Annotated in this window: 23 protein-coding genes; 20 read left to right on the top strand and 3 right to left on the bottom strand. The window is 60.9% G+C overall.

Annotated elements, in window-relative coordinates:
* The 3 genes from recF to dnaA are packed head-to-tail and all read right to left on the bottom strand — an operon-like array spanning position 1 to position 3,785.
* Positions 1-1,104, bottom strand: a complete 1,104-nt coding sequence (gene recF, locus CAG33_RS12945) for a DNA replication/repair protein RecF (protein ID WP_085579282.1) — start codon at positions 1,102-1,104, stop codon at positions 1-3.
* A gap of 14 nt (positions 1,105-1,118) precedes the next feature.
* A complete protein-coding gene (gene dnaN, locus CAG33_RS12940; protein ID WP_085579280.1) occupies positions 1,119-2,222 on the bottom strand; it encodes a DNA polymerase III subunit beta in 1,104 nt (367 codons plus the stop codon).
* 39 nt (positions 2,223-2,261) lie between these two features.
* Positions 2,262-3,785, bottom strand: coding sequence for a chromosomal replication initiator protein DnaA (dnaA, locus tag CAG33_RS12935; RefSeq protein ID WP_085579278.1), 1,524 nt, complete (start codon positions 3,783-3,785; stop codon positions 2,262-2,264).
* Positions 3,786-4,350: 565 nt separating this feature from the next.
* Here dnaA and rpmH point away from each other — a divergent pair.
* The 20 genes from rpmH to CAG33_RS12830 all read left to right on the top strand — a co-directional run bounded on the left by rpmH (position 4,351) and on the right by CAG33_RS12830 (position 22,805).
* Positions 4,351-4,485, top strand: coding sequence for a 50S ribosomal protein L34 (gene rpmH / locus CAG33_RS12930; RefSeq protein ID WP_013793569.1), 135 nt, complete (start codon positions 4,351-4,353; stop codon positions 4,483-4,485).
* A 16-nt stretch (positions 4,486-4,501) separates the two neighbouring features.
* Positions 4,502-4,903 carry a ribonuclease P protein component gene (rnpA, locus tag CAG33_RS12925; protein ID WP_170929990.1) on the top strand — a complete coding sequence of 134 codons (402 nt, stop codon included), beginning with the start codon at positions 4,502-4,504 and terminating at the stop codon, positions 4,901-4,903.
* Positions 4,896-5,141 (top strand): membrane protein insertion efficiency factor YidD, encoded by a 246-nt coding sequence (yidD, locus tag CAG33_RS12920; protein ID WP_085579274.1) that lies wholly within the window; start codon positions 4,896-4,898, stop codon positions 5,139-5,141. The genes rnpA and yidD overlap by 8 nt, the downstream gene beginning before the upstream one ends.
* A 2-nt stretch (positions 5,142-5,143) precedes the next feature.
* Positions 5,144-6,826 (top strand): membrane protein insertase YidC, encoded by a 1,683-nt coding sequence (gene yidC, locus CAG33_RS12915; RefSeq protein WP_085579272.1) that lies wholly within the window; start codon positions 5,144-5,146, stop codon positions 6,824-6,826.
* Positions 6,827-6,905: 79 nt separating this feature from the next.
* Positions 6,906-8,276 carry a tRNA uridine-5-carboxymethylaminomethyl(34) synthesis GTPase MnmE gene (mnmE, locus tag CAG33_RS12910; RefSeq protein WP_085579270.1) on the top strand — a complete coding sequence of 457 codons (1,371 nt, stop codon included), beginning with the start codon at positions 6,906-6,908 and terminating at the stop codon, positions 8,274-8,276.
* A gap of 552 nt (positions 8,277-8,828) precedes the next feature.
* Positions 8,829-10,727 carry a tRNA uridine-5-carboxymethylaminomethyl(34) synthesis enzyme MnmG gene (gene mnmG / locus CAG33_RS12900; RefSeq protein WP_085638705.1) on the top strand — a complete coding sequence of 633 codons (1,899 nt, stop codon included), beginning with the start codon at positions 8,829-8,831 and terminating at the stop codon, positions 10,725-10,727.
* On the top strand, positions 10,724-11,368 hold the full coding sequence (gene rsmG / locus CAG33_RS12895; RefSeq protein WP_085579265.1) for a 16S rRNA (guanine(527)-N(7))-methyltransferase RsmG: 645 nt from the start codon (positions 10,724-10,726) through the stop codon (positions 11,366-11,368). Before mnmG ends, rsmG begins: the two co-directional genes overlap by 4 nt.
* An 18-nt stretch (positions 11,369-11,386) precedes the next feature.
* Positions 11,387-12,184 (top strand): ParA family protein, encoded by a 798-nt coding sequence (locus CAG33_RS12890; RefSeq protein ID WP_085579263.1) that lies wholly within the window; start codon positions 11,387-11,389, stop codon positions 12,182-12,184.
* Positions 12,185-12,193: 9 nt separating this feature from the next.
* Positions 12,194-13,066: a ParB/RepB/Spo0J family partition protein gene (locus CAG33_RS12885; RefSeq protein ID WP_085630347.1), complete on the top strand. Its 873-nt coding sequence runs from the start codon at positions 12,194-12,196 to the stop codon at positions 13,064-13,066.
* Between the two features lie 148 nt (positions 13,067-13,214).
* Complete coding sequence (locus tag CAG33_RS12880) at positions 13,215-13,622, top strand: F0F1 ATP synthase subunit I (RefSeq protein WP_085579259.1); 408 nt, start codon at positions 13,215-13,217, stop codon at positions 13,620-13,622.
* A gap of 16 nt (positions 13,623-13,638) precedes the next feature.
* Positions 13,639-14,508, top strand: coding sequence for a F0F1 ATP synthase subunit A (gene atpB / locus CAG33_RS12875; RefSeq protein WP_085579257.1), 870 nt, complete (start codon positions 13,639-13,641; stop codon positions 14,506-14,508).
* Positions 14,509-14,641: 133 nt separating this feature from the next.
* Positions 14,642-14,899 (top strand): F0F1 ATP synthase subunit C, encoded by a 258-nt coding sequence (gene atpE, locus CAG33_RS12870; protein WP_003097235.1) that lies wholly within the window; start codon positions 14,642-14,644, stop codon positions 14,897-14,899.
* Positions 14,900-14,957: 58 nt separating this feature from the next.
* Entirely contained in the window at positions 14,958-15,428 is a 471-nt protein-coding gene (locus CAG33_RS12865; protein ID WP_085579255.1) for a F0F1 ATP synthase subunit B, read from the top strand.
* Between the two features lie 12 nt (positions 15,429-15,440).
* Positions 15,441-15,977, top strand: a complete 537-nt coding sequence (locus tag CAG33_RS12860) for a F0F1 ATP synthase subunit delta (RefSeq protein ID WP_085579253.1) — start codon at positions 15,441-15,443, stop codon at positions 15,975-15,977.
* 21 nt (positions 15,978-15,998) lie between these two features.
* Positions 15,999-17,543 carry a F0F1 ATP synthase subunit alpha gene (gene atpA / locus CAG33_RS12855; protein WP_085579251.1) on the top strand — a complete coding sequence of 515 codons (1,545 nt, stop codon included), beginning with the start codon at positions 15,999-16,001 and terminating at the stop codon, positions 17,541-17,543.
* A gap of 50 nt (positions 17,544-17,593) precedes the next feature.
* Positions 17,594-18,454, top strand: coding sequence for a F0F1 ATP synthase subunit gamma (gene atpG, locus CAG33_RS12850; protein WP_085579249.1), 861 nt, complete (start codon positions 17,594-17,596; stop codon positions 18,452-18,454).
* A gap of 27 nt (positions 18,455-18,481) precedes the next feature.
* Positions 18,482-19,858: a F0F1 ATP synthase subunit beta gene (gene atpD, locus CAG33_RS12845; protein ID WP_085638702.1), complete on the top strand. Its 1,377-nt coding sequence runs from the start codon at positions 18,482-18,484 to the stop codon at positions 19,856-19,858.
* Between the two features lie 45 nt (positions 19,859-19,903).
* Positions 19,904-20,329: a F0F1 ATP synthase subunit epsilon gene (locus CAG33_RS12840; RefSeq protein WP_085579247.1), complete on the top strand. Its 426-nt coding sequence runs from the start codon at positions 19,904-19,906 to the stop codon at positions 20,327-20,329.
* A gap of 116 nt (positions 20,330-20,445) precedes the next feature.
* On the top strand, positions 20,446-21,813 hold the full coding sequence (gene glmU / locus CAG33_RS12835) for a bifunctional UDP-N-acetylglucosamine diphosphorylase/glucosamine-1-phosphate N-acetyltransferase GlmU (protein WP_085579245.1): 1,368 nt from the start codon (positions 20,446-20,448) through the stop codon (positions 21,811-21,813).
* A 215-nt stretch (positions 21,814-22,028) separates the two neighbouring features.
* On the top strand, positions 22,029-22,805 hold the full coding sequence (locus CAG33_RS12830; RefSeq protein WP_085579242.1) for a DeoR/GlpR family DNA-binding transcription regulator: 777 nt from the start codon (positions 22,029-22,031) through the stop codon (positions 22,803-22,805).
* Positions 22,806-22,807 lie beyond the last annotated feature (2 nt).

Here is a 22,807-nt window from a genome sequence, read left to right as displayed (position 1 = left end):
TCACTCCCGATGGTCGTGGGTCTGGGTGATACGGCCCTGTTCCACGTGGAACAGAGCGACTGGCGTTTCCGTCTGCCAGCCTTCCCTCAAAAATTCGTGGTCTACACAGGTGATAAAGACCTGGCAGCGTAAGTCTTCCAGCAAGCGGCACAGCGCACGGCGGTGCTGCTCGTCCAGCTCGGACGGCAAGTCATCCACCAGATAAATACACTGCCCGCGACGGGCCTGGCTCACCAGGTGCCCCTGGGCGATCCGCAAGGCGCAGACCACCAGCTTCTGCTGCCCCCGGGACAAGATGTCCGCGGCGTTGTGCGCACCCAATCGAAGGCGCAGGTCAGCGCGTTGCGGCCCGGCCTGGGTATGGCCCATCTGCTGGTCCCGTTGCAGGGAGCCGGCAAGCACGGCGCTCAGTTCCCGGTCCTTGTCCCAGCCCCGGTAATAGCTGAGCGTCAAACCCTCGAGCTCAACCAGTTCGCTCAAGGTCTGTTCAAAGACCGGTTTCAAGGCTTTGATGTAAGCGCGGCGGTATTCATCGATTTCAGCGCTGGCCTGGCACAGTTCCCTGTCCCAAACCGCTTGCGAAACGGCGTCAAGTGTACCATGCCGCAGCCAGGAGTTTCTCTGGCGCAAGGCCTTCTGCAAACGCTGCCAAGTGGCCATGAACCGCGGTTCGACGTGGAACACGCCCCAGTCCAGAAACTGCCGGCGGATCTTCGGCGCGCCTTCCAGAAGGCGAAAACTGTCCGGGTTGATCAACTGCAGCGGCAGGATTTCCGCCAGTTGCGCAGCGCTGCGGGCGTTCTGCCCGTCGATGCGGATCTGGAACTCACCCTGGCGGTCGCGGGATATCCCCAGCGCGCTGTGTCCGCCTTCGGCCAGCTCGACCTGGCCGAACACGGTGCAGCTGAGCTGTTCGTGCTGAATGACCGGCAACAGCCGCGTGCTGCGAAACGAACGGGCAAGCCCCAGCAGGTGAATGGCTTCCAGGACACTGGTTTTGCCGCTGCCGTTGGCGCCGTAAAGGATGTTGATGCGGGGAGAGGGGGAGAAGGTCACCGGGTGCAGATTGCGCACCGCGGTGACCGAGACGCGACTGAGCGACATCTAGTTGGCGCTGATTACAGACGCATCGGCATGACAACGTAAGCCGAATCGTCGTTGTCGGATTCCTGCACCAGCGCACTGCTGTTGGAGTCGGACAGGATCAGGCGAACCTGCTCGGTGGTCATCACGCCCAGCACGTCCAGCAGATAGCTGACGTTGAAGCCGATCTCCAGCGAGCTGCCGTTGTATTCCACGCCCACTTCTTCTTCCGCCTCTTCCTGCTCCGGGTTGTTGGCCTGGATCTTCAGCTGGCCGCTGGCCAGTTGCAGACGGATACCGCGGTACTTCTCGTTGGACAGGATCGCGGTACGGCTGAACGCCTCACGCAGGGCCTGGCGGTCGCCCAGCACCAGCTTGTCGCCACCCTTGGGCAGGACGCGCTCGTAGTCCGGGAACTTGCCGTCCACCAGTTTCGAGGTGAAGGTGAATTCGCCGGTGGTCGCGCGGATGTGGTGCTGGCCCAGCACGATGCTGACGTTGCCGTCCGGCTCGGTGAGCAGGCGCGCCAGTTCCAGGATGCCTTTGCGCGGCACGATCACCTGGTGGCGGTCCTGCTGGCCGATGTCGGCCTGCATCGAGCACATCGCCAGGCGGTGACCGTCGGTGGCCACGGCGCGGATCACGCCGGTGGACACTTCCAGCAGCATGCCGTTGAGGTAGTAGCGCACGTCCTGCTGGGCCATGGCGAAGCTGGTGCGCTCGATCAGGCGACGCAGCTTGCTTTGCTCAAGGCTGGTGGTCAGCGAGCCCGGGCCTTCTTCCACGGTCGGGAAATCGTTGGCCGGCAGGGTCGACAGGGTGAAGCGGCTGCGGCCGGCCTTCACCACCAGTTTCTGCTCGTCGACCTTGATGTCGATCAGCGCGTCGTTCGGCAGGCTCTTGCAGATGTCCATCAGCTTGCGCGCAGGCACGGTGATGGAGCCGGTTTCCGCAGGCTCTTCGAGCTGCACGCGGCCGACCAGCTCGACTTCAAGGTCCGTGCCGGTCAGCGACAGCTGCTGGCCGTCGACGACCAGCAGCACGTTGGACAGCACCGGCAAGGTCTGTCGGCGTTCGACGACACCTGCGACCAGTTGCAGGGGTTTCAACAGGGCTTCGCGTTGAATGGTGAAATGCATGGTCTAGTCCCTTGCCTCAATAAGCTGCGCTGGCGTTCATCAAGTGGTCAGTGTACGCAGCAGGTTCTTGTAGTCCTCGCGGATGTCCGCGTCGGATTCCTTAAGTTCGTTGATCTTGCGGCAGGCGTGCAGAACGGTGGTGTGGTCGCGGCCGCCGAACACATCGCCGATTTCCGGCAGGCTGTGGTTGGTCAGTTCCTTGGACAACGCCATGGCGACCTGACGCGGGCGCGCCACCGAGCGCGAACGGCGCTTGGACAGCAGATCGGAGATCTTGATCTTGTAGTACTCGGCGACGGTGCGCTGAATGTTATCCACAGAGACCAGCTTGTCCTGCAGCGCCAACAGATCCTTGAGGGATTCGCGGATCAGCTCGATGGTGATCTCGCGGCCCATGAAGTGCGAGTGGGCGATCACGCGCTTGAGCGCGCCTTCGAGCTCACGGACGTTGGAACGGATGCGCTGGGCGATGAAGAACGCCGCATCGTGGGGCAGCTCGACCTTGGCCTGGTCGGCCTTCTTCATCAGGATCGCGACGCGGGTCTCCAGTTCCGGAGGCTCGACCGCCACGGTCAGGCCCCAGCCGAAACGGGACTTCAGGCGCTCTTCGAGGCCTTCGATCTCCTTCGGATAGCGGTCGCTGGTGAGGATCACCTGCTGGCCACCTTCAAGCAAGGCGTTGAAGGTGTGGAAAAATTCCTCCTGGGAGCGTTCCTTGCGGGCGAAGAACTGGATGTCGTCGATGAGCAGGGCGTCCACCGAGCGGTAGAACCGCTTGAACTCGTTGATCGCGTTCAGTTGCAGCGCCTTGACCATGTCGGCCACGAAACGCTCGGAATGCAGGTACACGACCTTGGCGTTCGGGTTCTTCTTCAACAGGTGGTTGCCCACCGCGTGCATCAAGTGGGTCTTACCCAGGCCGACGCCGCCGTACAGGAACAGCGGGTTGTAACCGTGCTTGGGGTTGTCCGCCACCTGCCAGGCCGCCGCACGGGCGAGCTGGTTGGACTTGCCTTCGACGAAGTTCTCGAAGGTGAAGGTGCGGTTCAGGTAGCTGGTGTGCTTGAGGGCGCCCTCGACCTGCACGGTGCGCTGTTCGGTGCGCACCGGGGCCTGCTGGGAAGCGGCGCCGGCCATCGGATCGAAACTGTCGCGCGACGGCTCCTCGATGACTTCTTCGGCTTCGGCCTTCTGCGCAGCACGCTTGGCCGGCGCTGCCACCGGGGCCGGTGCGGGCGCGGCAGGCGCCGCATTCACCTGGGCCTGTGCCGCTGCGGCCGCCAACGGGGCGTTCGGCGCGGCGCGGGGGGCCGAGCTGCGTTTGCTGCCTATTAATAAGGAAAGCGCCGGCGCCATGCCGTTGCCGTGCTCATCCAGCAGCTCGAGGACGCGTCCCAGGTACTTTTCGTTGACCCAGTCCAGAACAAAACGGTTGGGCGCATAGACGCGCAACTCGTCGCCTTCGGCTTCGACCTGCAGTGGACGGATCCAAGTGTTGAATTGCTGGGCAGGCAGCTCTTCGCGCAAAAGCTCCACGCACTGCTGCCAAAGTTCCACTGACACGGAGATCCCCTAAGTTGAAAGCCGGTAAGGCAAAAACAAGCGGCCATTGTAGCGGCCAGCCGTCCACTTATCCACACGCAGGTGACCCGATGGAGGCGAATTATCAATGCGTTAACCGGGAAAAAGGTGACCGACGGTGTTCCAGGGAGCTCTGTGGATAACCGCCGATGAGGGCACTGGACAACTGGGGGCAAAAGCGCGTGGATAACCGGCCTGTGGATAACCATCCATTGCATACACAGGTTTTCCGGCCTCGCGGCACAGGCTGACCACGGTTTTCCAGCGTAGTTGTCATTCTCTGTACATCAGACGGAATAAGGCCTCGGCGTAGTTATCCACAAAGGAAGGCCACACTAGCTTTAACAAGCTTTACAGAAAAGCTTTAAATTCTTCGCTTCTTTATTTTTATGTTTGCCAGCGGGTTCTCAAGCCAGAAGGCCGAGGACGATCTGTCCATAAGGAAACGTTGGTTGGAAATTGACCTGAGGACTTGCTTTCTCTAGAATCCCCGGTCTCTTAAAACAGGGGCCATTCCGGCCGTTGTGGACGAACCAGGTAACACGACATGAAACGTACTTTCCAACCAAGCACTATCAAACGCGCTCGTACCCACGGTTTCCGTGCTCGCATGGCCACCAAGAACGGTCGTGCCGTCCTGTCGCGTCGCCGCGCCAAAGGCCGTGCGCGTCTGACCGTTTGATATCCCGGTACTGGAGGTGAGTCAGGACTTCAGTCGGGAAAAGCGTCTGCTTACACCCCGGCACTTCAAGGCAGTCTTTGACTCCCCTACCGGCAAGGTTCCGGGGAAAAATCTCCTGCTCCTTGCGCGCAACAACGATCTCGATCACCCCCGCCTCGGGCTGGTCATCGGGAAAAAGAGCGTAAAGCTCTCCGTCGAGCGCAATCGCCTCAAACGCCTGATGCGCGAGTCGTTCCGTCTGAACCAGGATTCACTGGTCGGCTGGGACATCGTCATCGTCGCGCGCAAAGGTTTGGGCGATGTTGAAAACCCCGAATTGATCCAACATTTCGGCAAGCTCTGGAAACGCCTGGCGCGCAACAAGCCGGCATCTCCAGCCAAAACCGAAACTGTGGGGGCTGACAGTCCAGATGCGTAAACTGGCGCTCGTTCCGATCCGGTTCTATCGCTATGCCATTAGTCCGCTGATGGCCAGTCACTGTCGTTTTTACCCCAGCTGTTCTTGCTACGCGTACGAAGCCATCGAAAATCATGGCCTTCTGCGCGGTGGCTGGCTGACCTTTCGTCGTTTAGGTCGCTGTCATCCGTGGAATCCCGGTGGTTATGACCCGGTTCCACCTGTCCCTACCTCCCGTTCTTCTTCGATGGCCGAGTAATCATGGATATCAAACGCACGGTCCTGATCGTCGCCCTGGCAATCGTGTCCTACGTCATGGTCCTTAAATGGAACCAGGACTACGGTCAAACTGCCCTGCCGACTCAGAATGTTGCCTCGAGCACGACCACATCTGGCTTGCCGGACACCGCAACCGGCAATAACGCCTCCGCCAACGACGACATTCCGCACGCCGCGAGCGACAGCAACGCGCCCGCCGAAGCGCCGGTCGCCGTCAGCAAGGACCTGATCCAGATCAAGACCGACGTGCTCGATCTGGCGATCGATCCACAGGGTGGCGACGTCGCTCAACTGACCCTGCCGCTGTATCCGCGTCGCCAGGACCGTCCGGACGTGCCGTTCCAGCTGTTCGACAACGGCGGCGAGCGCATCTACCTGGCGCAAAGCGGCCTGATCGGCACCAACGGCCCGGACGCGAACCCGGCCGGCCGTCCGCTGTACGCGTCGGAGAAGAAGACTTATCAACTGGCCGACGGCCAGGACCAACTGGTCGTCGACCTGAAGTTCAGCAAGGACGGCGTCAACTACATCAAGCGTTTCACCCTGAAGCGCGGCCTGTACGACGTGACCGTTTCCTACCTGATCGACAACCAGAGCGCACAACCCTGGACTGGCGCGATGTTCGCCCAGCTCAAGCGTGACGCCAGCGCCGATCCGTCGTCCACAACTGCCACCGGCACCGCGACCTACCTGGGCGCCGCTCTGTGGACAAGTTCCGAGCCGTACAAGAAAGTGTCCATGAAGGACATGGACAAAGGTCAGCTCAAGGAAACCGTCAACGGTGGTTGGGTCGCCTGGCTGCAGCACTACTTCGTGACCGCGTGGGTGGCTCCGAAGGGCGAAAGCAACATCGTCCAGACCCGCAAGGACAGCAAAGGCAACTACATCATCGGCTACACCGGCTCCACATTGACCGCTGCGCCAGGCGCCAAGGTCGAAACCAGCGCCGTGCTGTACGCAGGTCCAAAGAGCCAGGCGGTCCTGAAAGAGTTGTCCCCAGGCCTGGAACTGACCGTCGACTACGGCATCCTGTGGTTCATCGCCCAGCCGATCTTCTGGCTGCTGCAACATATCCACAGCATCGTCGGCAACTGGGGCTGGTCGATCATCTTCCTGACCATGCTGATCAAGGGTCTGTTCTTCCCGCTGTCGGCCGCCAGCTACAAGTCCATGGCCCGCATGCGCGCCGTGGCGCCGAAACTGGCTGCACTGAAGGAACAGCATGGCGACGACCGGCAGAAAATGTCGCAAGCCATGATGGAGCTGTACAAGAAAGAGAAGATCAACCCGCTGGGCGGCTGCCTGCCGATCCTGGTTCAGATGCCGGTCTTCCTCTCGCTGTACTGGGTACTGCTCGAAAGCGTGGAAATGCGCCAGGCGCCGTTCATGCTGTGGATCACCGACCTGTCGATCAAGGATCCGTTCTTCATCCTGCCGATCATCATGGGCGCCACCATGTTCATCCAGCAGAAGCTGAACCCGACGCCGCCGGATCCGATGCAGGCCAAGGTGATGAAAATGATGCCGATCATCTTCACCTTCTTCTTCCTGTGGTTCCCGGCCGGTCTGGTGCTGTACTGGGTTGTGAACAACTGCCTGTCGATTGCCCAACAGTGGTACATCACGCGTAAGATCGAATCGGCGACGAAAAAAGCCGAGGCGTAACTTACTCTGTGGATAACCACTCAAAACGCCCCCTAGTGGGGCGTTTTGCTATCTGCCACTTTTGTCTGGATACCGGTTTATGAGCGCACCTCGTGAAACCATCGCCGCCGTCGCCACTGCCCAGGGGCGCGGCGGTGTGGGCATCGTCCGCATTTCCGGCCCGCTGGCCGGTGCCGCGGCGAAAGCCATCAGCGGCCGCGAACTGAAACCCCGGTTCGCCCACTACGGCCCGTTCTTCAGCGCCGACCGAGAGGTGCTGGACGAAGGACTGGCGCTGTATTTCCCGGGCCCCAATTCCTTCACCGGCGAAGACGTGCTGGAACTGCAGGGCCATGGCGGCCCGATCGTGCTGGACATGCTGCTCAAGCGCTGCCTGGAACTGGGCTGCCGACTGGCGCGCCCCGGCGAATTCAGCGAACGCGCGTTCCTCAACGACAAGCTCGACCTGGCTCAGGCAGAGGCCATCGCCGACCTGATCGAAGCCAGTTCCGCACAAGCGGCGCGCAATGCGTTGCGCTCTCTGCAGGGTGCGTTCTCCCAGCGTGTGCATGAACTCACCGAGCAACTGATCGGCCTGCGCATCTATGTGGAGGCCGCCATCGACTTCCCCGAGGAAGAGATCGACTTTCTCGCCGATGGCCATGTGCTGAGCATGCTCGACAAGGTGCGTGACGACTTGTCCACCGTGCTCCGTGAAGCCGGGCAGGGCGCATTGTTGCGCGACGGCATGACCGTCGTGATCGCCGGTCGGCCGAATGCCGGCAAATCCAGCCTGCTCAATGCGCTGGCCGGCCGGGAAGCGGCGATCGTGACCGAGATCGCCGGCACGACCCGGGACATTCTGCGCGAACATATCCACATCGACGGCATGCCGTTGCATGTCGTGGACACCGCCGGCCTGCGCGACACCGACGACCATGTGGAAAAGATCGGCGTCGAACGCGCCCTCAAAGCCATCAATGAAGCGGACCGGGTGCTGCTGGTGGTCGACGCCACCGCGCCGGAGGCCGCCGATCCGTTCGCTCTGTGGCCGGAATTCCTGGAAACGAAGCCGGATCCGGCCCGCGTGACCCTGATCCGCAACAAGGCTGACCTGACCGGGGAGGCGATCGCCCTGGAGGTCAGCGACGATGGCCATGTCACGATCAGCCTCAGTGCGAAGTCGGCGGGCGAGGGGCTTGAGTTGCTGCGCGAACACCTCAAGGCCTGCATGGGCTACGAACAGACGGCGGAAAGCAGCTTCAGCGCCCGACGCCGGCACCTCGAAGCCCTGCGTCACGCGAGTGCGGCGCTGGAGCACGGCCGCGCGCAACTGACCCTCGCCGGCGCCGGTGAACTGCTGGCCGAAGACTTGCGCCAGGCCCAGCAATCCCTGGGGGAAATCACCGGCGCGTTCAGTTCGGACGACCTGCTGGGACGAATCTTCTCCAGCTTCTGCATCGGCAAGTAATCCAGCCGTCTCCCATAGACAGGCCCAATCGCGGCCTGTCTGCCCTTCCTTCCCATCATTCCTCTCTCAAACGTCGACCAGACACGTTCTGCCCGGTCGGATTTTCCATGCCCGGAGCGTTCTCGTTCGTCTGATTTCTGTGGATTAAGCCCTGTGAATAACTGCCGATGAGGTCAGTTGATAACAGGGCCTGAAAACTGGATATAACCGCATCTGTGGATAACGACCCCTTTCATCCACAGGCTTAAGGCGGTTATCCCAATGGCTCCGTGGCACATGGACACAGACTTATGAATCTCTGTACAGATTGAAAACAAAGGCGTTCAGCCTGTTATCCACAGATAGGGGCGGGCCTAAGAATAAACATAAAAACAAGGTTTTATACATTTCTTTCCTTTTTAATTTTTTTGTCCGCGATTTTTCCACAGCTGGTTAAATTTTGTGCAAAGGGTTCTTTAGGAAAGGCGAAGTCCCTATACTTGCCGACCAGGTCCAGAAACCTGAGATCGAATTTTTCCTTAAATACCTACTTAAGCAGGCACGAGGTGCGTGGTGGATTTCCCTTCCCGTTTTGAAGTGATCGTCATCGGCGGCGGTCATGCCGGTACCGAGGCAGCACTGGCGTCAGCGCGCATGGGGGCAAAGACCCTGTTGCTGACGCACAACGTGGAAACCCTCGGCGCCATGAGCTGCAACCCGGCCATCGGCGGCATCGGCAAGAGCCATCTGGTCAAGGAAATCGACGCCCTCGGCGGCGCGATGGCCATGGCCACCGATCTGGGCGGCATTCAGTTCCGCGTATTGAACAGCCGCAAAGGCCCGGCGGTGCGGGCGACCCGCGCACAAGCCGACCGGATCCTGTACAAGGCCGCTGTCCGCGAGATCCTGGAAAACCAGCCCAACCTGTGGATATTCCAACAGGCCGCCGACGACCTGATCGTCGAGCAGGAACAAGTGCGCGGTGTCGTCACCCAAATGGGTCTGCGTTTCTTCGCCGATTCCGTGGTGCTGACCACCGGCACGTTCCTCGGCGGACTTATCCACATCGGCCTGCAGAATTATTCCGGCGGCCGCGCCGGCGATCCGCCCTCGATCGCCCTGGCCCGTCGCCTGCGTGAGCTGCCGCTGCGCGTCGGCCGCCTGAAGACCGGTACGCCGCCGCGCATCGACGGCCGGTCTGTGGATTTCTCGGTGATGACCGAGCAGCCGGGCGACACGCCGATCCCGGTCATGTCGTTCCTGGGCACCAAGGAACAGCATCCGCGGCAGGTCAGCTGCTGGATCACCCACACCAACGCGCGCACCCACGAGATCATCGCGGCGAACCTCGACCGTTCGCCGATGTACTCCGACGCCGGCGAGATCGAGGGCATCGGCCCGCGCTACTGCCCGTCGATCGAAGACAAGATCCACCGTTTCGCCGACAAGGAAAGCCATCAGGTGTTCATCGAACCTGAAGGCCTGACCACCCATGAGCTGTACCCGAACGGGATATCCACAAGCCTGCCGTTCGACGTCCAGCTGCAGATCGTGCAATCGATCCGTGGCATGGAGAACGCGCACATCGTGCGGCCGGGCTATGCGATCGAGTACGACTACTTCGACCCCCGCGACCTGAAGTACAGCCTGGAGACCAAAGTCATCGGCGGCCTGTTCTTCGCCGGCCAGATCAACGGCACCACCGGCTACGAAGAGGCCGGCGCCCAAGGTCTGCTGGCCGGCGCCAACGCCGCGCTGCGGGCCAAGGGCAAAGAAGCCTGGTGCCCGCGCCGCGACGAGGCGTACATCGGCGTGCTGGTCGACGACCTGATCACCCTCGGCACCCAAGAGCCGTACCGCATGTTCACTTCCCGTGCCGAGTACCGCCTGATCCTGCGCGAGGACAACGCCGACCTGCGCCTGACCGAAAAAGGCCGCGAACTCGGCCTGGTCGACGACGCGCGTTGGGCGGCGTTCTGCAAGAAGCGCGAAGGCATCGAGCTGGAAGAGCAGCGGCTGAAAAGCACCTGGGTTCGCCCGGGCACACCCCAGGGCGATGCGATCGCCGAAAAGTTCGGCACGCCACTGACCCACGAATACAACTTGCTCAACCTCTTGAGCCGTCCGGAAATCGACTACGCTGGTCTGGTCGAAGTGACCGGGCAGGGCGCCGAAGATCCACAGGTCGCCGAACAGGTCGAGATCAAGACCAAGTACGCCGGTTACATCGACCGGCAGCAGGACGAGATCGCCCGCCTGCGCGCCTGCGAAGACACGAAACTGCCTGTGGATATCGATTACGCGAGCATTTCCGGTCTCTCCAAGGAGATCCAGGGCAAGCTCGGCGCGACCCGCCCTGAGACCCTGGGCCAGGCGTCGCGGATTCCGGGCGTCACCCCGGCGGCGATTTCCCTATTGATGATTCATTTGAAAAAACGCGGCGCGGGCCGTCAGTTGGAGCAAAGCGCTTGAGTTCTAAGGTCACTTCGCAACACGCCGAAGAGTTATCCACAGGAGCCCGTGCGCTCGGTGTCAACCTCAGCGAAACCCAGCACGAGAAACTGCTGGGTTACCTGGCCCTGTTGATCAAATGGAACCAGGCCTACAACCTGACCGCCGTGCGCGATCCGGACGAGATGGTTTCCCGTCACCTGCTCGACAGCCTGAGCGTGATGCCGTTCATCGAAAACGGCCGTTGGCTGGATGTGGGCAGCGGCGGCGGCATGCCGGGCATCCCGTTGTCGATCCTGTATCCGGACGCACAAGTGACGTGCCTGGACGCCAACGGCAAGAAGACCCGCTTCCTGACCCAGGTCAAACTCGAGCTCAAACTGGATAACCTGCAAGTTGTCCACAGCCGGGTCGAGGCCTTCCAGCCTGCGCAGCCGTTCAACGGGATCATTTCCCGGGCGTTCAGCAGCATGGAGAACTTCACCGGCTGGACCCGCCACCTCGGCGACGCCGACACCCGCTGGCTGGCAATGAAGGGCGTCCATCCGGCCGATGAGCTGGTAGCATTGCCGGCAGACTTCAAACTCGATAGCGAACACGCCCTGGCCGTACCCGGTTGCCAAGGCCAACGCCATCTGCTGATACTGCGCCGCACGGCATGATTGGGAACACAAGCAAGAATGGCTAAGGTATTCGCGATAGCGAACCAGAAGGGTGGTGTGGGCAAGACCACCACCTGCATCAACCTCGCAGCATCCCTGGTCGCGACCAAGCGCCGGGTGCTGCTGATCGATCTCGATCCACAGGGCAACGCCACCATGGGTAGCGGTGTGGATAAACATGGCCTGGAAAACTCGGTCTACGACTTGCTGATCGGCGAATGCGACCTGGCCCAGGCCATGCACTTTTCCGAGCACGGCGGTTATCAACTGCTGCCGGCCAACCGCGACCTGACCGCGGCGGAAGTCGTCCTCCTGGAAATGCAGATGAAGGAAAGCCGTCTGCGCAGCGCCCTGGCGCCGATCCGCGAGAACTACGACTACATCCTGATCGACTGCCCGCCGTCGCTGTCGATGCTGACGCTCAACGCGCTGGTGGCCGCCGATGGCGTGATCATCCCCATGCAGTGCGAGTACTACGCGCTCGAAGGCTTGAGCGACCTTGTGGATAACATCAAGCGCATCGCTGAACTGCTGAACCCCAACCTCAAGATCGAGGGGCTGCTGCGCACCATGTTCGACCCGCGCCTGAGCCTGATGAACGACGTCTCCGCGCAGCTCAAGGAGCACTTCGGCGATCAGCTGTACGACACGGTGATCCCGCGCAACGTGCGCCTGGCCGAAGCGCCGAGCTACGGCATGCCGGCCCTGGCCTACGACAAGCAATCGCGCGGTGCGCTGGCCTACCTGGCCCTGGCCGGCGAGATGGTTCGCCGTCAGCGCAAGAATTCACGCATCGCCGCCGCCCAGCCAACTTAAGGAATCCCCATGGCCGTCAAGAAACGAGGTCTCGGACGTGGACTGGATGCACTGCTGAGCGGTCCGAGCGTCAGCGCACTGGAAGAGCAGGCGGCGCAGGCCGATCTGCGCGAACTGCAGCACCTGCCGCTGGACCTGCTCCAGCGCGGCAAGTACCAACCGCGCCGGGACATGGATCCGCAAGCGCTCGAAGAGCTGGCGCAATCGATCAAGGCCCAGGGCGTGATGCAGCCGATCGTGGTGCGCCCCATCGGCAGCGGCCGCTTCGAAATCATCGCCGGCGAGCGCCGCTGGCGCGCCAGCCAGCAGGCCGGGCAGGAAACCATCCCGGCGATGGTGCGCGACGTGCCGGACGAAACGGCCATCGCCATCGCGCTGATCGAGAACATCCAGCGCGAAGACCTGAACCCGATCGAAGAAGCGATCGCCCTGCAGCGCCTGCAGCAGGAATTCCAGCTGACCCAGCAACAGGTCGCCGAGGCGGTGGGCAAGTCCCGCGTCACGGTGGCCAACCTGCTGCGGCTGATCGCCTTGCCTGAAGTGATCAAGACCATGCTGTCCCACGGTGACCTGGAAATGGGGCACGCCCGTGCCTTGCTCGGTTTGCCGGACAATCAGCAGGTCGAAGGGGCGCGACATGTTGTCGCACGCGGCCTCACCGTGCGCCAAACCGAGGCACTGGTTCGGCAATGGCTCAGCGGCAAACCGCAGCCTGCGGAGCCGGCCAAACCGGACCCGGACATCGCCCGCCTCGAACAGCGTCTGGCCGAGCGCCTAGGCTCTGCGGTGCAGATCCGCCACGGCAAGAAGGGCAAGGGTCAGCTGGTGATCGGCTACAACTCCCTCGACGAGCTTCAGGGCGTGCTTGCACACATCCGCTGAAACAATTCCTCTTGTAGCGCGCAGTCGGAAATCACTACCTGACAGTTGAATAGGGGCAGAACCGCCCCTATACTCTGCGCGCATTTTGTCGGCACAAATTATGCCAAGTTATTGAATTTCGGCAGCCGACCATTGGAGAGCAACAGTGATGGAAACCCGCACGCCAAACCGCTTGCCTTTCCATCGCCTGGCGGTTTTTCCGGTGTTGATGGCTCAGTTGGTCATTCTGCTGATCGCCGCTTTGGCGCTTTGGCAATGGCGCGGAGTCGTTGCCGGATACTCGGGTCTTTGCGGAGGCCTGATAGCCTTGCTGCCCAATGTTTATTTCGCTCACAAGGCATTTCGGTTTTCCGGCGCCCGAGCAGCCCAGTCCATCGTCCGGTCTTTTTACGCCGGCGAGGCAGGCAAACTGATTTTGACGGCAGTGCTGTTTGCACTGGTGTTTGCAGGTGTGAAGCCATTGGCGCCGATCGCTGTGTTCGGCGCGTTCGTGCTGACCCAGTCGGTCAGCTGGTTCGCTCCCCTGCTGATGAGAACAAGACTTTCGAGACCTTAGGGCGTTTGAGGCAACCATGGCAGAAACAACGGCTTCGGGCTATATCCAGCACCACTTGCAGAACCTGACCTTCGGTCAGCTACCCAACGGCGGCTGGGGCTTTGCCCACACCGCGGCAGAAGCCAAGGAAATGGGTTTCTGGGCTTTCCACGTCGATACCCTCGGCTGGTCGGTTGCCCTGGGCCTGATCTTCGTATTCCTGTTCCGCATGGCGGCCAAGAAGGCGACCTCCGGTCAGCCGGGCGCGCTGCAGAACTTCGTTGAAGTCCTGGTCGAGTTCGTCGACGGCAGCGTGAAGGACAGCTTCCACGGCCGCAGCCCGGTGATCGCACCGCTGGCGCTGACCATCTTCGTATGGGTGTTCCTGATGAACGCCGTCGACCTGGTGCCGGTGGACTGGATCCCTCAACTGGCCATCCTGATCTCCGGTGACCACCACATCCCGTTCCGCGCCGTGTCGACCACCGACCCGAACGCGACCCTGGGCATGGCGTTCTCGGTTTTCGCACTGATCATCTTCTACAGCATCAAGGTCAAGGGCATCGGCGGCTTCATCGGCGAGCTGACCCTGCACCCGTTCGGCAGCAAGAACATCCTGGTCCAGGCGCTCCTGATCCCGGTGAACTTCCTGCTGGAGTTCGTGACCCTGATCGCCAAACCGATCTCTCTGGCACTGCGTCTGTTCGGCAACATGTATGCCGGCGAGCTGGTGTTCATCCTGATCGCCGTGATGTTCGGCTCCGGCCTGCTGTGGCTGAGCGGCCTGGGCGTTGCGCTGCAGTGGGCGTGGGCTGTGTTCCACATCCTGATCATCACCCTGCAGGCGTTCATCTTCATGATGCTGACCATCGTCTACCTGTCGATGGCGCACGAAGAAAACCATTAAGGGCAGCTTCGGCTGGTCTGATGTCCCTCCCGGTCAAACGGGAGGGGGCTCCTGACGGGGCCTCTGAAACGATTTGTTTTACCGCTTTAATCTAAAAAACCTAAACCATACGACGTAAAAGTCGGGAGGAAAGATGGAAACTGTAGTTGGTCTAACCGCTATCGCTGTTGCACTGTTGATCGGCCTGGGCGCACTGGGTACCGCAATTGGTTTCGGCCTGCTGGGCGGCAAGTTCCTGGAAGGCGCTGCGCGTCAGCCGGAAATGGTTCCAATGCTGCAAGTCAAAATGTTCATCGTTGCCGGTCTGCTCGACGCCGTAACCATGATCGGTGTTGGTATCGCTCTGTTCTTCACCTTTGCGAACCCGTTCGTTGGTCAGATCGCTGGCTGATTACTCGGATCTTCCGGGTAATTTGGTGTGATGGACAACGTAACTGCGAGGTGTTGGCGTGAACATTAATGCGACCCTGATTGGCCAGTCCGTTGCGTTCCTGATTTTTGTACTGTTCTGCATGAAGTTCGTATGGCCTCCGGTCATCGCGGCTCTGCACGAACGTCAAAAGAAGATCGCTGATGGTCTGGACGCTGCCAGCCGTGCAGCTCGCGACCTGGAGTTGGCCCAAGAGAAAGCGGGTCAGCAACTGCGCGAAGCGAAAGCCCAGGCAGCTGAAATCATCGAGCAAGCCAAGAAGCGCGGTAACCAGATCGTTGACGAAGCCCGTGAACAGGCTCGCGTCGAAGCTGACCGTGTGAAGGCTCAGGCTCAGGCCGAGATCGAACAGGAACTGAACAGTGTCAAAGACGCGCTGCGTGCCCAAGTGGGCAGCCTGGCCGTTGGCGGCGCTTCGAAGATCCTGGGCAAGTCAATCGATCAAAACGCGCACGCAGAGCTGGTTAACCAACTGGCTGCTGAAATCTAAGCGAGGGCGATCATGGCAGAACTGACCACGTTGGCCCGACCTTACGCTAAGGCGGCCTTCGAGCACGCTCAGGCCCACCAGCAACTGGCCAATTGGTCAGCCATGCTCGGCCTGGCAGCAGCGGTGTCGCAAGACGGCACCATGCAGCGCGTGCTCAAGGCCCCGCGACTGACGAGCGCAGAAAAGGCCGCCACGTTCATTGACGTGTGCGGCGACAAGTTTGATGACAAGGCACAGAACTTCATCCACGTCGTTGCCGAAAACGACCGTCTCCCGCTGTTGCCGGAGATCGCCGCCCTGTTCGACCTGTACAAGGCCGAGCAGGAGAAATCGGTAGATGTGGAAGTCACCAGTGCATTCGCATTGAACCAAGAACAGCAAGACAAACTCGCCAAGGTTCTCAGTGCACGACTCAACCGGGAAGTGCGCCTGCAGGTCGAGGAAGACAGCTCCCTTATCGGGGGCGTTGTCATCCGCGCCGGCGACCTGGTTATCGATGGCTCAGTTAGCGGCAAACTCGCGAAACTGGCCGAAGCATTGAAATCTTGAGTTTGAAGGGGCAGCAGAGCAATGCAGCAACTCAATCCTTCCGAAATTAGTGAAATTATCAAGGGCCGCATCGAAAAGCTCGATGTGACCTCCCAAGCCCGTAACGAAGGCACTGTCGTCAGCGTATCTGACGGCATCGTGCGGATTCACGGTCTGGCCGACGTCATGTACGGCGAGATGATCGAGTTTCCGGGCGGCGTCTACGGTATGGCCCTCAACCTGGAGCAAGACTCCGTAGGTGCCGTTGTACTGGGCGCGTACACCAGTCTGGCTGAAGGCATGAGCGCCAAGTGCACCGGCCGCATCCTGGAAGTTCCTGTCGGTAAGGAGCTGCTGGGTCGCGTCGTCGACGCACTGGGCAACCCTGTCGACGGCAAAGGTCCGCTGAACAACACCGAGACCGACGCGGTCGAGAAAGTTGCTCCGGGCGTGATCTGGCGTAAGTCGGTAGACCAGCCTGTACAGACTGGCTACAAGGCCGTCGATGCCATGATCCCTGTCGGCCGTGGCCAGCGTGAGCTGATCATCGGCGACCGTCAGATCGGCAAGACCGCTCTGGCGATCGACGCGATCATCAACCAGAAAGACAGCGGCATTTTCTGCGTCTACGTAGCCGTTGGTCAGAAGCAATCGACCATCGCCAACGTGGTTCGCAAGCTGGAAGAGAACGGTGCACTGGCCAACACCATCATCGTTGCCGCCAGCGCCTCGGAATCCGCCGCACTGCAATTCCTGGCTCCTTACGCCGGTTGCACCATGGGCGAATTCTTCCGTGACCGCGGTGAAGACGCACTGATCGTCTACGATGACCTGTCCAAGCAGGCCGTTGCCTACCGTCAGATCTCCCTGCTGCTGCGCCGTCCGCCAGGACGCGAAGCGTACCCAGGCGACGTGTTCTATCTCCACTCCCGTCTGCTGGAGCGCGCATCCCGCGTTTCGGAAGAGTACGTCGAGAAGTTCACCAACGGCGCAGTGACCGGCAAAACCGGTTCCCTGACCGCTCTGCCGATCATCGAAACCCAGGCTGGCGACGTTTCCGCGTTCGTTCCGACCAACGTGATCTCCATCACCGACGGTCAGATCTTCCTGGAATCGGCCATGTTCAACTCGGGCATCCGCCCTGCAGTGAACGCCGGTGTTTCGGTATCCCGTGTGGGTGGTGCCGCTCAGACCAAGATCATCAAGAAGCTGTCGGGCGGTATCCGTACCGCGCTGGCCCAGTACCGTGAACTGGCGGCATTCGCCCAGTTCGCATCGGACCTGGACGAAGCGACCCGCAAGCAACTCGAGCATGGTCAGCGCGTTACCGAGCTGATGAAGCAGAAGCAATACGCGCCGATGTCGATCGCCGACATGTCGCTGTCGCTGTATGCCGCTGAGCGTGGGTTCCTGACCGACATCGAAATCGCCAAAGTCGGCAGCTTCGAGCAAGCGCTGATTGCTTACTTCAACCGCGATCACGCCGATTTGATGGCCAAGATCAACGTGAAGGGTGACTTCAATGACGAAATCGACGCTGGCCTCAAAGCCGGTATCGAGAAGTTCAAGGCCACCCAAACCTGGTAAGCCGCAGCGGGAGCCGCAAGGCTCCCGCTTGCTAACCTGATAGGTGTTACATGGCAGGCGCAAAAGAGATTCGCAGTAAGATTGCGAGCATCAAAAGCACGCAAAAAATTACCAGCGCCATGGAAAAAGTGGCGGTCAGCAAAATGCGCAAGGCACAACTGCGCATGGCTGCTAGCCGTCCTTATGCGGAGCGTATCCGCCAGGTAATTGGGCATCTGGCCAACGCCAACCCGGAATACCGCCATCCGTTCATGATCGACCGCGAAGTGAAGCGTGTCGGCTATGTCGTGGTGAGCAGTGACCGTGGTCTGTGCGGCGGCTTGAACACCAACCTGTTCAAGGCCCTGGTCAAGGACATGACGGTAAACCGCGAAAACGGCGTCGAGATTGATCTGTGCGTTGTAGGCAGCAAGGGTGCGGCGTTTTTCCGCAACTTCGGCGGTAACGTCGTCGCAGCCATCAGCCACTTGGGTGAAGAGCCGTCGATCAATGACCTGATCGGCAGCGTCAAGGTAATGCTGGATGCCTACCTGGAAGGCCGTATCGACCGCCTGTCCGTGGTGTCCAACAAGTTCGTCAACACCATGACGCAGACGCCGACCGTGGAGCAGTTGATTCCACTGGTGGCGACCCCGGATCAAGAACTCAAGCACCACTGGGACTATCTCTACGAACCGGACGCCAAAGAGCTGCTTGACGGCCTGATGGTGCGTTACGTGGAGTCGCAGGTGTACCAGGCGGTGGTCGAGAACAACGCGGCTGAACAAGCTGCGCGGATGATCGCGATGAAGAACGCCACCGACAACGCCGGTGATTTGATCAGCGATTTGCAGCTGATCTACAACAAGGCGCGTCAGGCTGCGATCACCCAAGAGATCTCGGAAATCGTCGGCGGCGCTGCCGCGGTTTAACGGTTCAAATATTCAGAGGATCCAGCTATGAGTAGCGGACGTATCGTTCAAATCATCGGCGCCGTCATCGACGTGGAATTCCCACGCGACAGCGTACCGAGCATCTACGACGCCTTGAAGGTTCAAGGCGCCGATACCACCCTGGAAGTTCAGCAGCAGCTGGGCGACGGCGTGGTTCGTACCATTGCGATGGGCTCGACCGAAGGCCTGAAGCGTGGTCTGGACGTCAACAACACTGGCGCAGCCATCTCCGTACCGGTCGGTAAAGCGACCCTGGGCCGGATCATGGACGTGCTGGGCAACCCGATCGACGAAGCCGGCCCGATCGGCGAAGAAGAGCGCTGGGGCATCCACCGCGCCGCTCCTTCCTTCGCGGAACAAGCCGGCGGCAACGACCTGCTCGAAACCGGCATCAAGGTTATCGACCTGGTCTGCCCGTTCGCCAAGGGCGGTAAAGTCGGTCTGTTCGGTGGTGCCGGTGTAGGCAAGACCGTAAACATGATGGAACTGATCCGTAACATCGCCATCGAGCACAGCGGTTACTCCGTGTTCGCCGGTGTGGGCGAGCGTACCCGTGAGGGTAACGACTTCTACCACGAGATGAAGGACTCCAACGTTCTGGACAAAGTGGCACTGGTCTACGGCCAGATGAACGAGCCGCCGGGAAACCGTCTGCGCGTAGCCCTGACCGGCCTGACCATGGCCGAGAAGTTCCGTGACGAAGGTAACGACGTTCTGCTGTTCGTCGACAACATCTACCGTTACACCCTGGCCGGTACCGAAGTGTCCGCACTGCTGGGCCGTATGCCATCGGCGGTAGGTTACCAGCCGACCCTGGCTGAAGAGATGGGTGTGCTGCAAGAGCGCATCACTTCGACCAAGCAAGGTTCGATCACCTCGATCCAGGCCGTATACGTACCTGCGGACGACCTGACCGACCCGTCGCCGGCGACCACCTTCGCCCACTTGGACGCCACCGTCGTTCTGTCCCGTGACATCGCTTCCCTGGGTATCTACCCAGCGGTAGACCCACTGGACTCGACTTCGCGTCAGCTGGACCCGAACGTGATCGGCAACGAGCACTACGAAACCGCTCGCGGCGTTCAGTACGTGCTGCAGCGCTACAAAGAGCTGAAGGACATCATTGCGATCCTGGGCATGGACGAGCTGTCGGAAACCGACAAGCAGTTGGTGGCCCGCGCCCGTAAGATCCAGCGCTTCTTGTCGCAGCCGTTCTTCGTGGCTGAAGTCTTCACCGGTGCTTCGGGTAAATACGTTTCCCTGAAGGACACCATTGCTGGCTTCAAAGGCATCCTCAACGGTGACTACGACCACCTGCCGGAACAAGCGTTCTACATGGTTGGCGGCATCGAAGAAGCGATCGAGAAAGCCAAGAAACTGTAATCCCGGCGCCCGGCAACGGGCGCTAATTTAGGTTGAGGCAATCAGATGGCTATGACAGTCCATTGCGACATCGTCAGTGCGGAAGGGGAAATCTTTTCCGGCCTGGTCGAGATGGTGATTGCGCACGGTGCACTGGGTGATCTGGGTATCGCCCTGGGTCACGCGCCGCTGATCACCAATCTCAAGCCGGGTCCGATCCGCCTGATCAAGCAAGGCGGGGATGCCGAGGTGTTCTACATCTCCGGCGGTTTCCTCGAGGTTCAGCCGAACATGGTCAAGGTTCTCGCCGACACCGTGCAACGTGCTGCCGACCTGGATGAAGCCTCTGCTCAGGAAGCCGTCAAGGCCGCCGAGCGGGCTCTGCACGACAAAGGCGCTGATTTCGATTACGGCGCTGCGTCCGCACGTCTGGCCGAGGCCGCAGCTCAGCTGCGTACCGTCCAGCAGATCCGCAAGAAGTTCGGTGGTTAATCCACCGGTCGCTTGTTGTGCGATTGTTAAAAAAGGGTAGCCTCGGCTACCCTTTTTTATTTCCGATTTTCACAACCCGGTCGCAATCGCTGACCACCCAGGATTGGTAGCCAGTCATGTCTCTTGAAATCGTTATCCTCGCGGCCGGCCAAGGCACCCGCATGCGTTCGGCACTGCCGAAGGTGCTGCACCCGATCGCCGGCAACTCCATGCTCGGCCATGTTATCCACAGCGCCCGCCAGCTGGAGCCGCAGCGCATCCATGTGGTGATCGGGCACGGGGCCGATGCGGTGCGCGAACGCCTGGCGGCCGATGACCTGAATTTCGTGCTGCAGGACAAGCAACTGGGCACCGGCCACGCCGTCGCCCAAGCCGTGCCGTTCATCCAGGCCGATACCGTGCTGATCCTCTACGGCGATGTGCCGTTGATCGAGGTCGACACCCTGCGCCGCCTGCTGAAGCAGGCAGGCCCTGAACAGCTCGGGCTGCTGACCGTCGAGCTCGACGACCCGACCGGCTACGGCCGCATCGTGCGCGACGCCGACGGCAAGGTCACGGCCATCGTCGAGCAGAAGGACGCCAACGAGGCCCAGCGGGCCATCACCGAAGGCAACACCGGCATTCTGGCCCTGCCGTTCCGGCGCATGGGCGACTGGATGGGCCGGCTCTCCAACAACAACGCCCAGGGCGAGTATTACCTGACCGATGTGATCGCCATGGCGGTCAGCGACGGCCTGGTGGTGGCCACCGAGCAGCCTGATGACGCGATGGAAGTGCAGGGCGCCAACGACCGCAAGCAGCTGTCCGAACTGGAGCGCCACTATCAGTTGCGCGCCGGCCGCCGGCTGATGGCCCAGGGCGTGACGCTGCGTGACCCGGCCCGTTTCGATGTGCGCGGGGAAGTGACCGTCGGTCGGGACGTGCTGATCGACATCAACGTCATTCTCGAAGGCAAGGTGGTCATCGAGGACGACGTGGTCATCGGCCCGAACTGCGTGATCAAGGACAGCACCCTGCGCAAGGGCGCGGTGGTCAAGGCCAACAGCCACCTCGAAGGGGCGGTGCTGGGCGAAGGCAGCGATGCCGGACCGTTCGCCCGCCTGCGCCCGGGCACCGTGCTGGAAGCCCGGGCCCATGTGGGTAACTTCGTCGAACTGAAGAACGCCCACATGGGCGAGGGCGCCAAGGCCGGGCACCTGACGTACTTGGGCGATGCGCAGATCGGCGCCCGCACCAACATCGGCGCCGGCACCATCACCTGCAACTACGATGGCGCCAACAAGTGGAAGACCGTGCTGGGCGAGGACGTGTTCATCGGCTCCAACAACTCGTTGGTGGCGCCTGTGGATATCTCTGCCGGTGCGACCACCGCGGCCGGATCGACCATCACCCAGAATGTGGATAAGGCCCAATTGGCGGTCGGCCGTGCGAAACAGCGCAACATCGACGGCTGGAAACGACCGGAGAAGATCAAGAAGGGCTGAGTTATCCACATCAGCAGGCGGGCCGACAGTTATGCACAGCTCGGCTCCTCCCTTTCGCGGGCAAGCCGCTCCAACAGGTTCCTTGAGAATCATGGTGGGAGCGGGCTTGCCCGCGAAGCTTTTCCACAGAAGAAATTCCAGCGGCAGGCTTGACCATTTTCCCCTGATAGGTTTTGATTGCGCCCATTATCTTTCGAATCGAAACTTAATCGGCCATGTCGAAACGCAACACGCCCCAACGCCGCCATAACATCCTGGCCTTGCTCAACGAGCAGGGCGAAGTGAGCGTGGATGAACTGGCGAAACGCTTCGAAACCTCCGAAGTTACGATTCGCAAGGATCTGGCCGCACTGGAAAGCCATGGCCTGCTGCTGCGCCGTTACGGCGGCGCCATCACCATGCCGCAGGAACTGGTGGCGGACACCAGCCAGAACGTCTCGAAATATAAGCAGGCCATCGCCCGCGCGGCGGTCACGCGCATCCGCGAGCACGCCCGCATCATCATCGACAGCGGCAGCACCACCGCCGCCATGATCCCGGAACTCGGCCATCAGCCGGGCCTGGTGGTCATGACCAACTCCCTTCACGTCGCCAATGCCTTGAGCGAGCTCGAGCACGAACCCGTGCTGCTGATGACCGGCGGCACCTGGGATCCGCATTCGGAGTCCTTTCAGGGCCAGGTCGCCGAGCAGGTACTACGCTCATACGACTTCGACCAGTTGTTCATCGGCGCCGACGGCATTGACCTGGTGCGCGGCACCACGACGTTCAACGAGCTGCTCGGCCTGAGCCGGGTGATGGCCGAAGTGGCGCGGGAGGTGATCGTGATGGTCGAGGCCGACAAGATCGGCCGCAAGATTCCCAACCTGGAGCTGCCCTGGAGCAGCGTCCATACCCTCATCACCGATGATCGCCTGCCTCAGGAGGCACGGGATCAGATACAGGCCCGCGGCATCAATTTGATTTGCGCGACTGTCAGTCAGGAGAAATAAGC

Source organism: Pseudomonas sp. B3(2017) (assembly GCF_002113595.1).
Lineage (GTDB): Bacteria > Pseudomonadota > Gammaproteobacteria > Pseudomonadales > Pseudomonadaceae > Aquipseudomonas > Aquipseudomonas ekonensis.
The sequence above is the reverse complement of the archived record's forward strand: the minus strand, read 5'-3'. Positions and strand labels throughout refer to the sequence as shown.

What these genes read in the sequence shown, in the direction of transcription:
- recF (WP_085579282.1), bottom strand. Translation starts at nt 1,104, where the DNA reads ATGTCGCTCAGTCGCGTCTCGGTCACCGCGGTGCGCAATCTGCACCCG.
- dnaN (WP_085579280.1), bottom strand. Translation starts at nt 2,222, where the DNA reads ATGCATTTCACCATTCAACGCGAAGCCCTGTTGAAACCCCTGCAACTG.
- rpmH (WP_013793569.1), top strand. Translation starts at nt 4,351, where the DNA reads ATGAAACGTACTTTCCAACCAAGCACTATCAAACGCGCTCGTACCCAC.
- yidD (WP_085579274.1), top strand. Translation starts at nt 4,896, where the DNA reads ATGCGTAAACTGGCGCTCGTTCCGATCCGGTTCTATCGCTATGCCATT.
- yidC (WP_085579272.1), top strand. Translation starts at nt 5,144, where the DNA reads ATGGATATCAAACGCACGGTCCTGATCGTCGCCCTGGCAATCGTGTCC.
- mnmE (WP_085579270.1), top strand. Translation starts at nt 6,906, where the DNA reads ATGAGCGCACCTCGTGAAACCATCGCCGCCGTCGCCACTGCCCAGGGG.
- CAG33_RS12890 (WP_085579263.1), top strand. Translation starts at nt 11,387, where the DNA reads ATGGCTAAGGTATTCGCGATAGCGAACCAGAAGGGTGGTGTGGGCAAG.
- CAG33_RS12885 (WP_085630347.1), top strand. Translation starts at nt 12,194, where the DNA reads ATGGCCGTCAAGAAACGAGGTCTCGGACGTGGACTGGATGCACTGCTG.
- CAG33_RS12880 (WP_085579259.1), top strand. Translation starts at nt 13,215, where the DNA reads ATGGAAACCCGCACGCCAAACCGCTTGCCTTTCCATCGCCTGGCGGTT.
- atpB (WP_085579257.1), top strand. Translation starts at nt 13,639, where the DNA reads ATGGCAGAAACAACGGCTTCGGGCTATATCCAGCACCACTTGCAGAAC.
- atpE (WP_003097235.1), top strand. Translation starts at nt 14,642, where the DNA reads ATGGAAACTGTAGTTGGTCTAACCGCTATCGCTGTTGCACTGTTGATC.
- CAG33_RS12860 (WP_085579253.1), top strand. Translation starts at nt 15,441, where the DNA reads ATGGCAGAACTGACCACGTTGGCCCGACCTTACGCTAAGGCGGCCTTC.
- atpA (WP_085579251.1), top strand. Translation starts at nt 15,999, where the DNA reads ATGCAGCAACTCAATCCTTCCGAAATTAGTGAAATTATCAAGGGCCGC.
- atpG (WP_085579249.1), top strand. Translation starts at nt 17,594, where the DNA reads ATGGCAGGCGCAAAAGAGATTCGCAGTAAGATTGCGAGCATCAAAAGC.
- atpD (WP_085638702.1), top strand. Translation starts at nt 18,482, where the DNA reads ATGAGTAGCGGACGTATCGTTCAAATCATCGGCGCCGTCATCGACGTG.
- CAG33_RS12840 (WP_085579247.1), top strand. Translation starts at nt 19,904, where the DNA reads ATGGCTATGACAGTCCATTGCGACATCGTCAGTGCGGAAGGGGAAATC.
- glmU (WP_085579245.1), top strand. Translation starts at nt 20,446, where the DNA reads ATGTCTCTTGAAATCGTTATCCTCGCGGCCGGCCAAGGCACCCGCATG.
- CAG33_RS12830 (WP_085579242.1), top strand. Translation starts at nt 22,029, where the DNA reads ATGTCGAAACGCAACACGCCCCAACGCCGCCATAACATCCTGGCCTTG.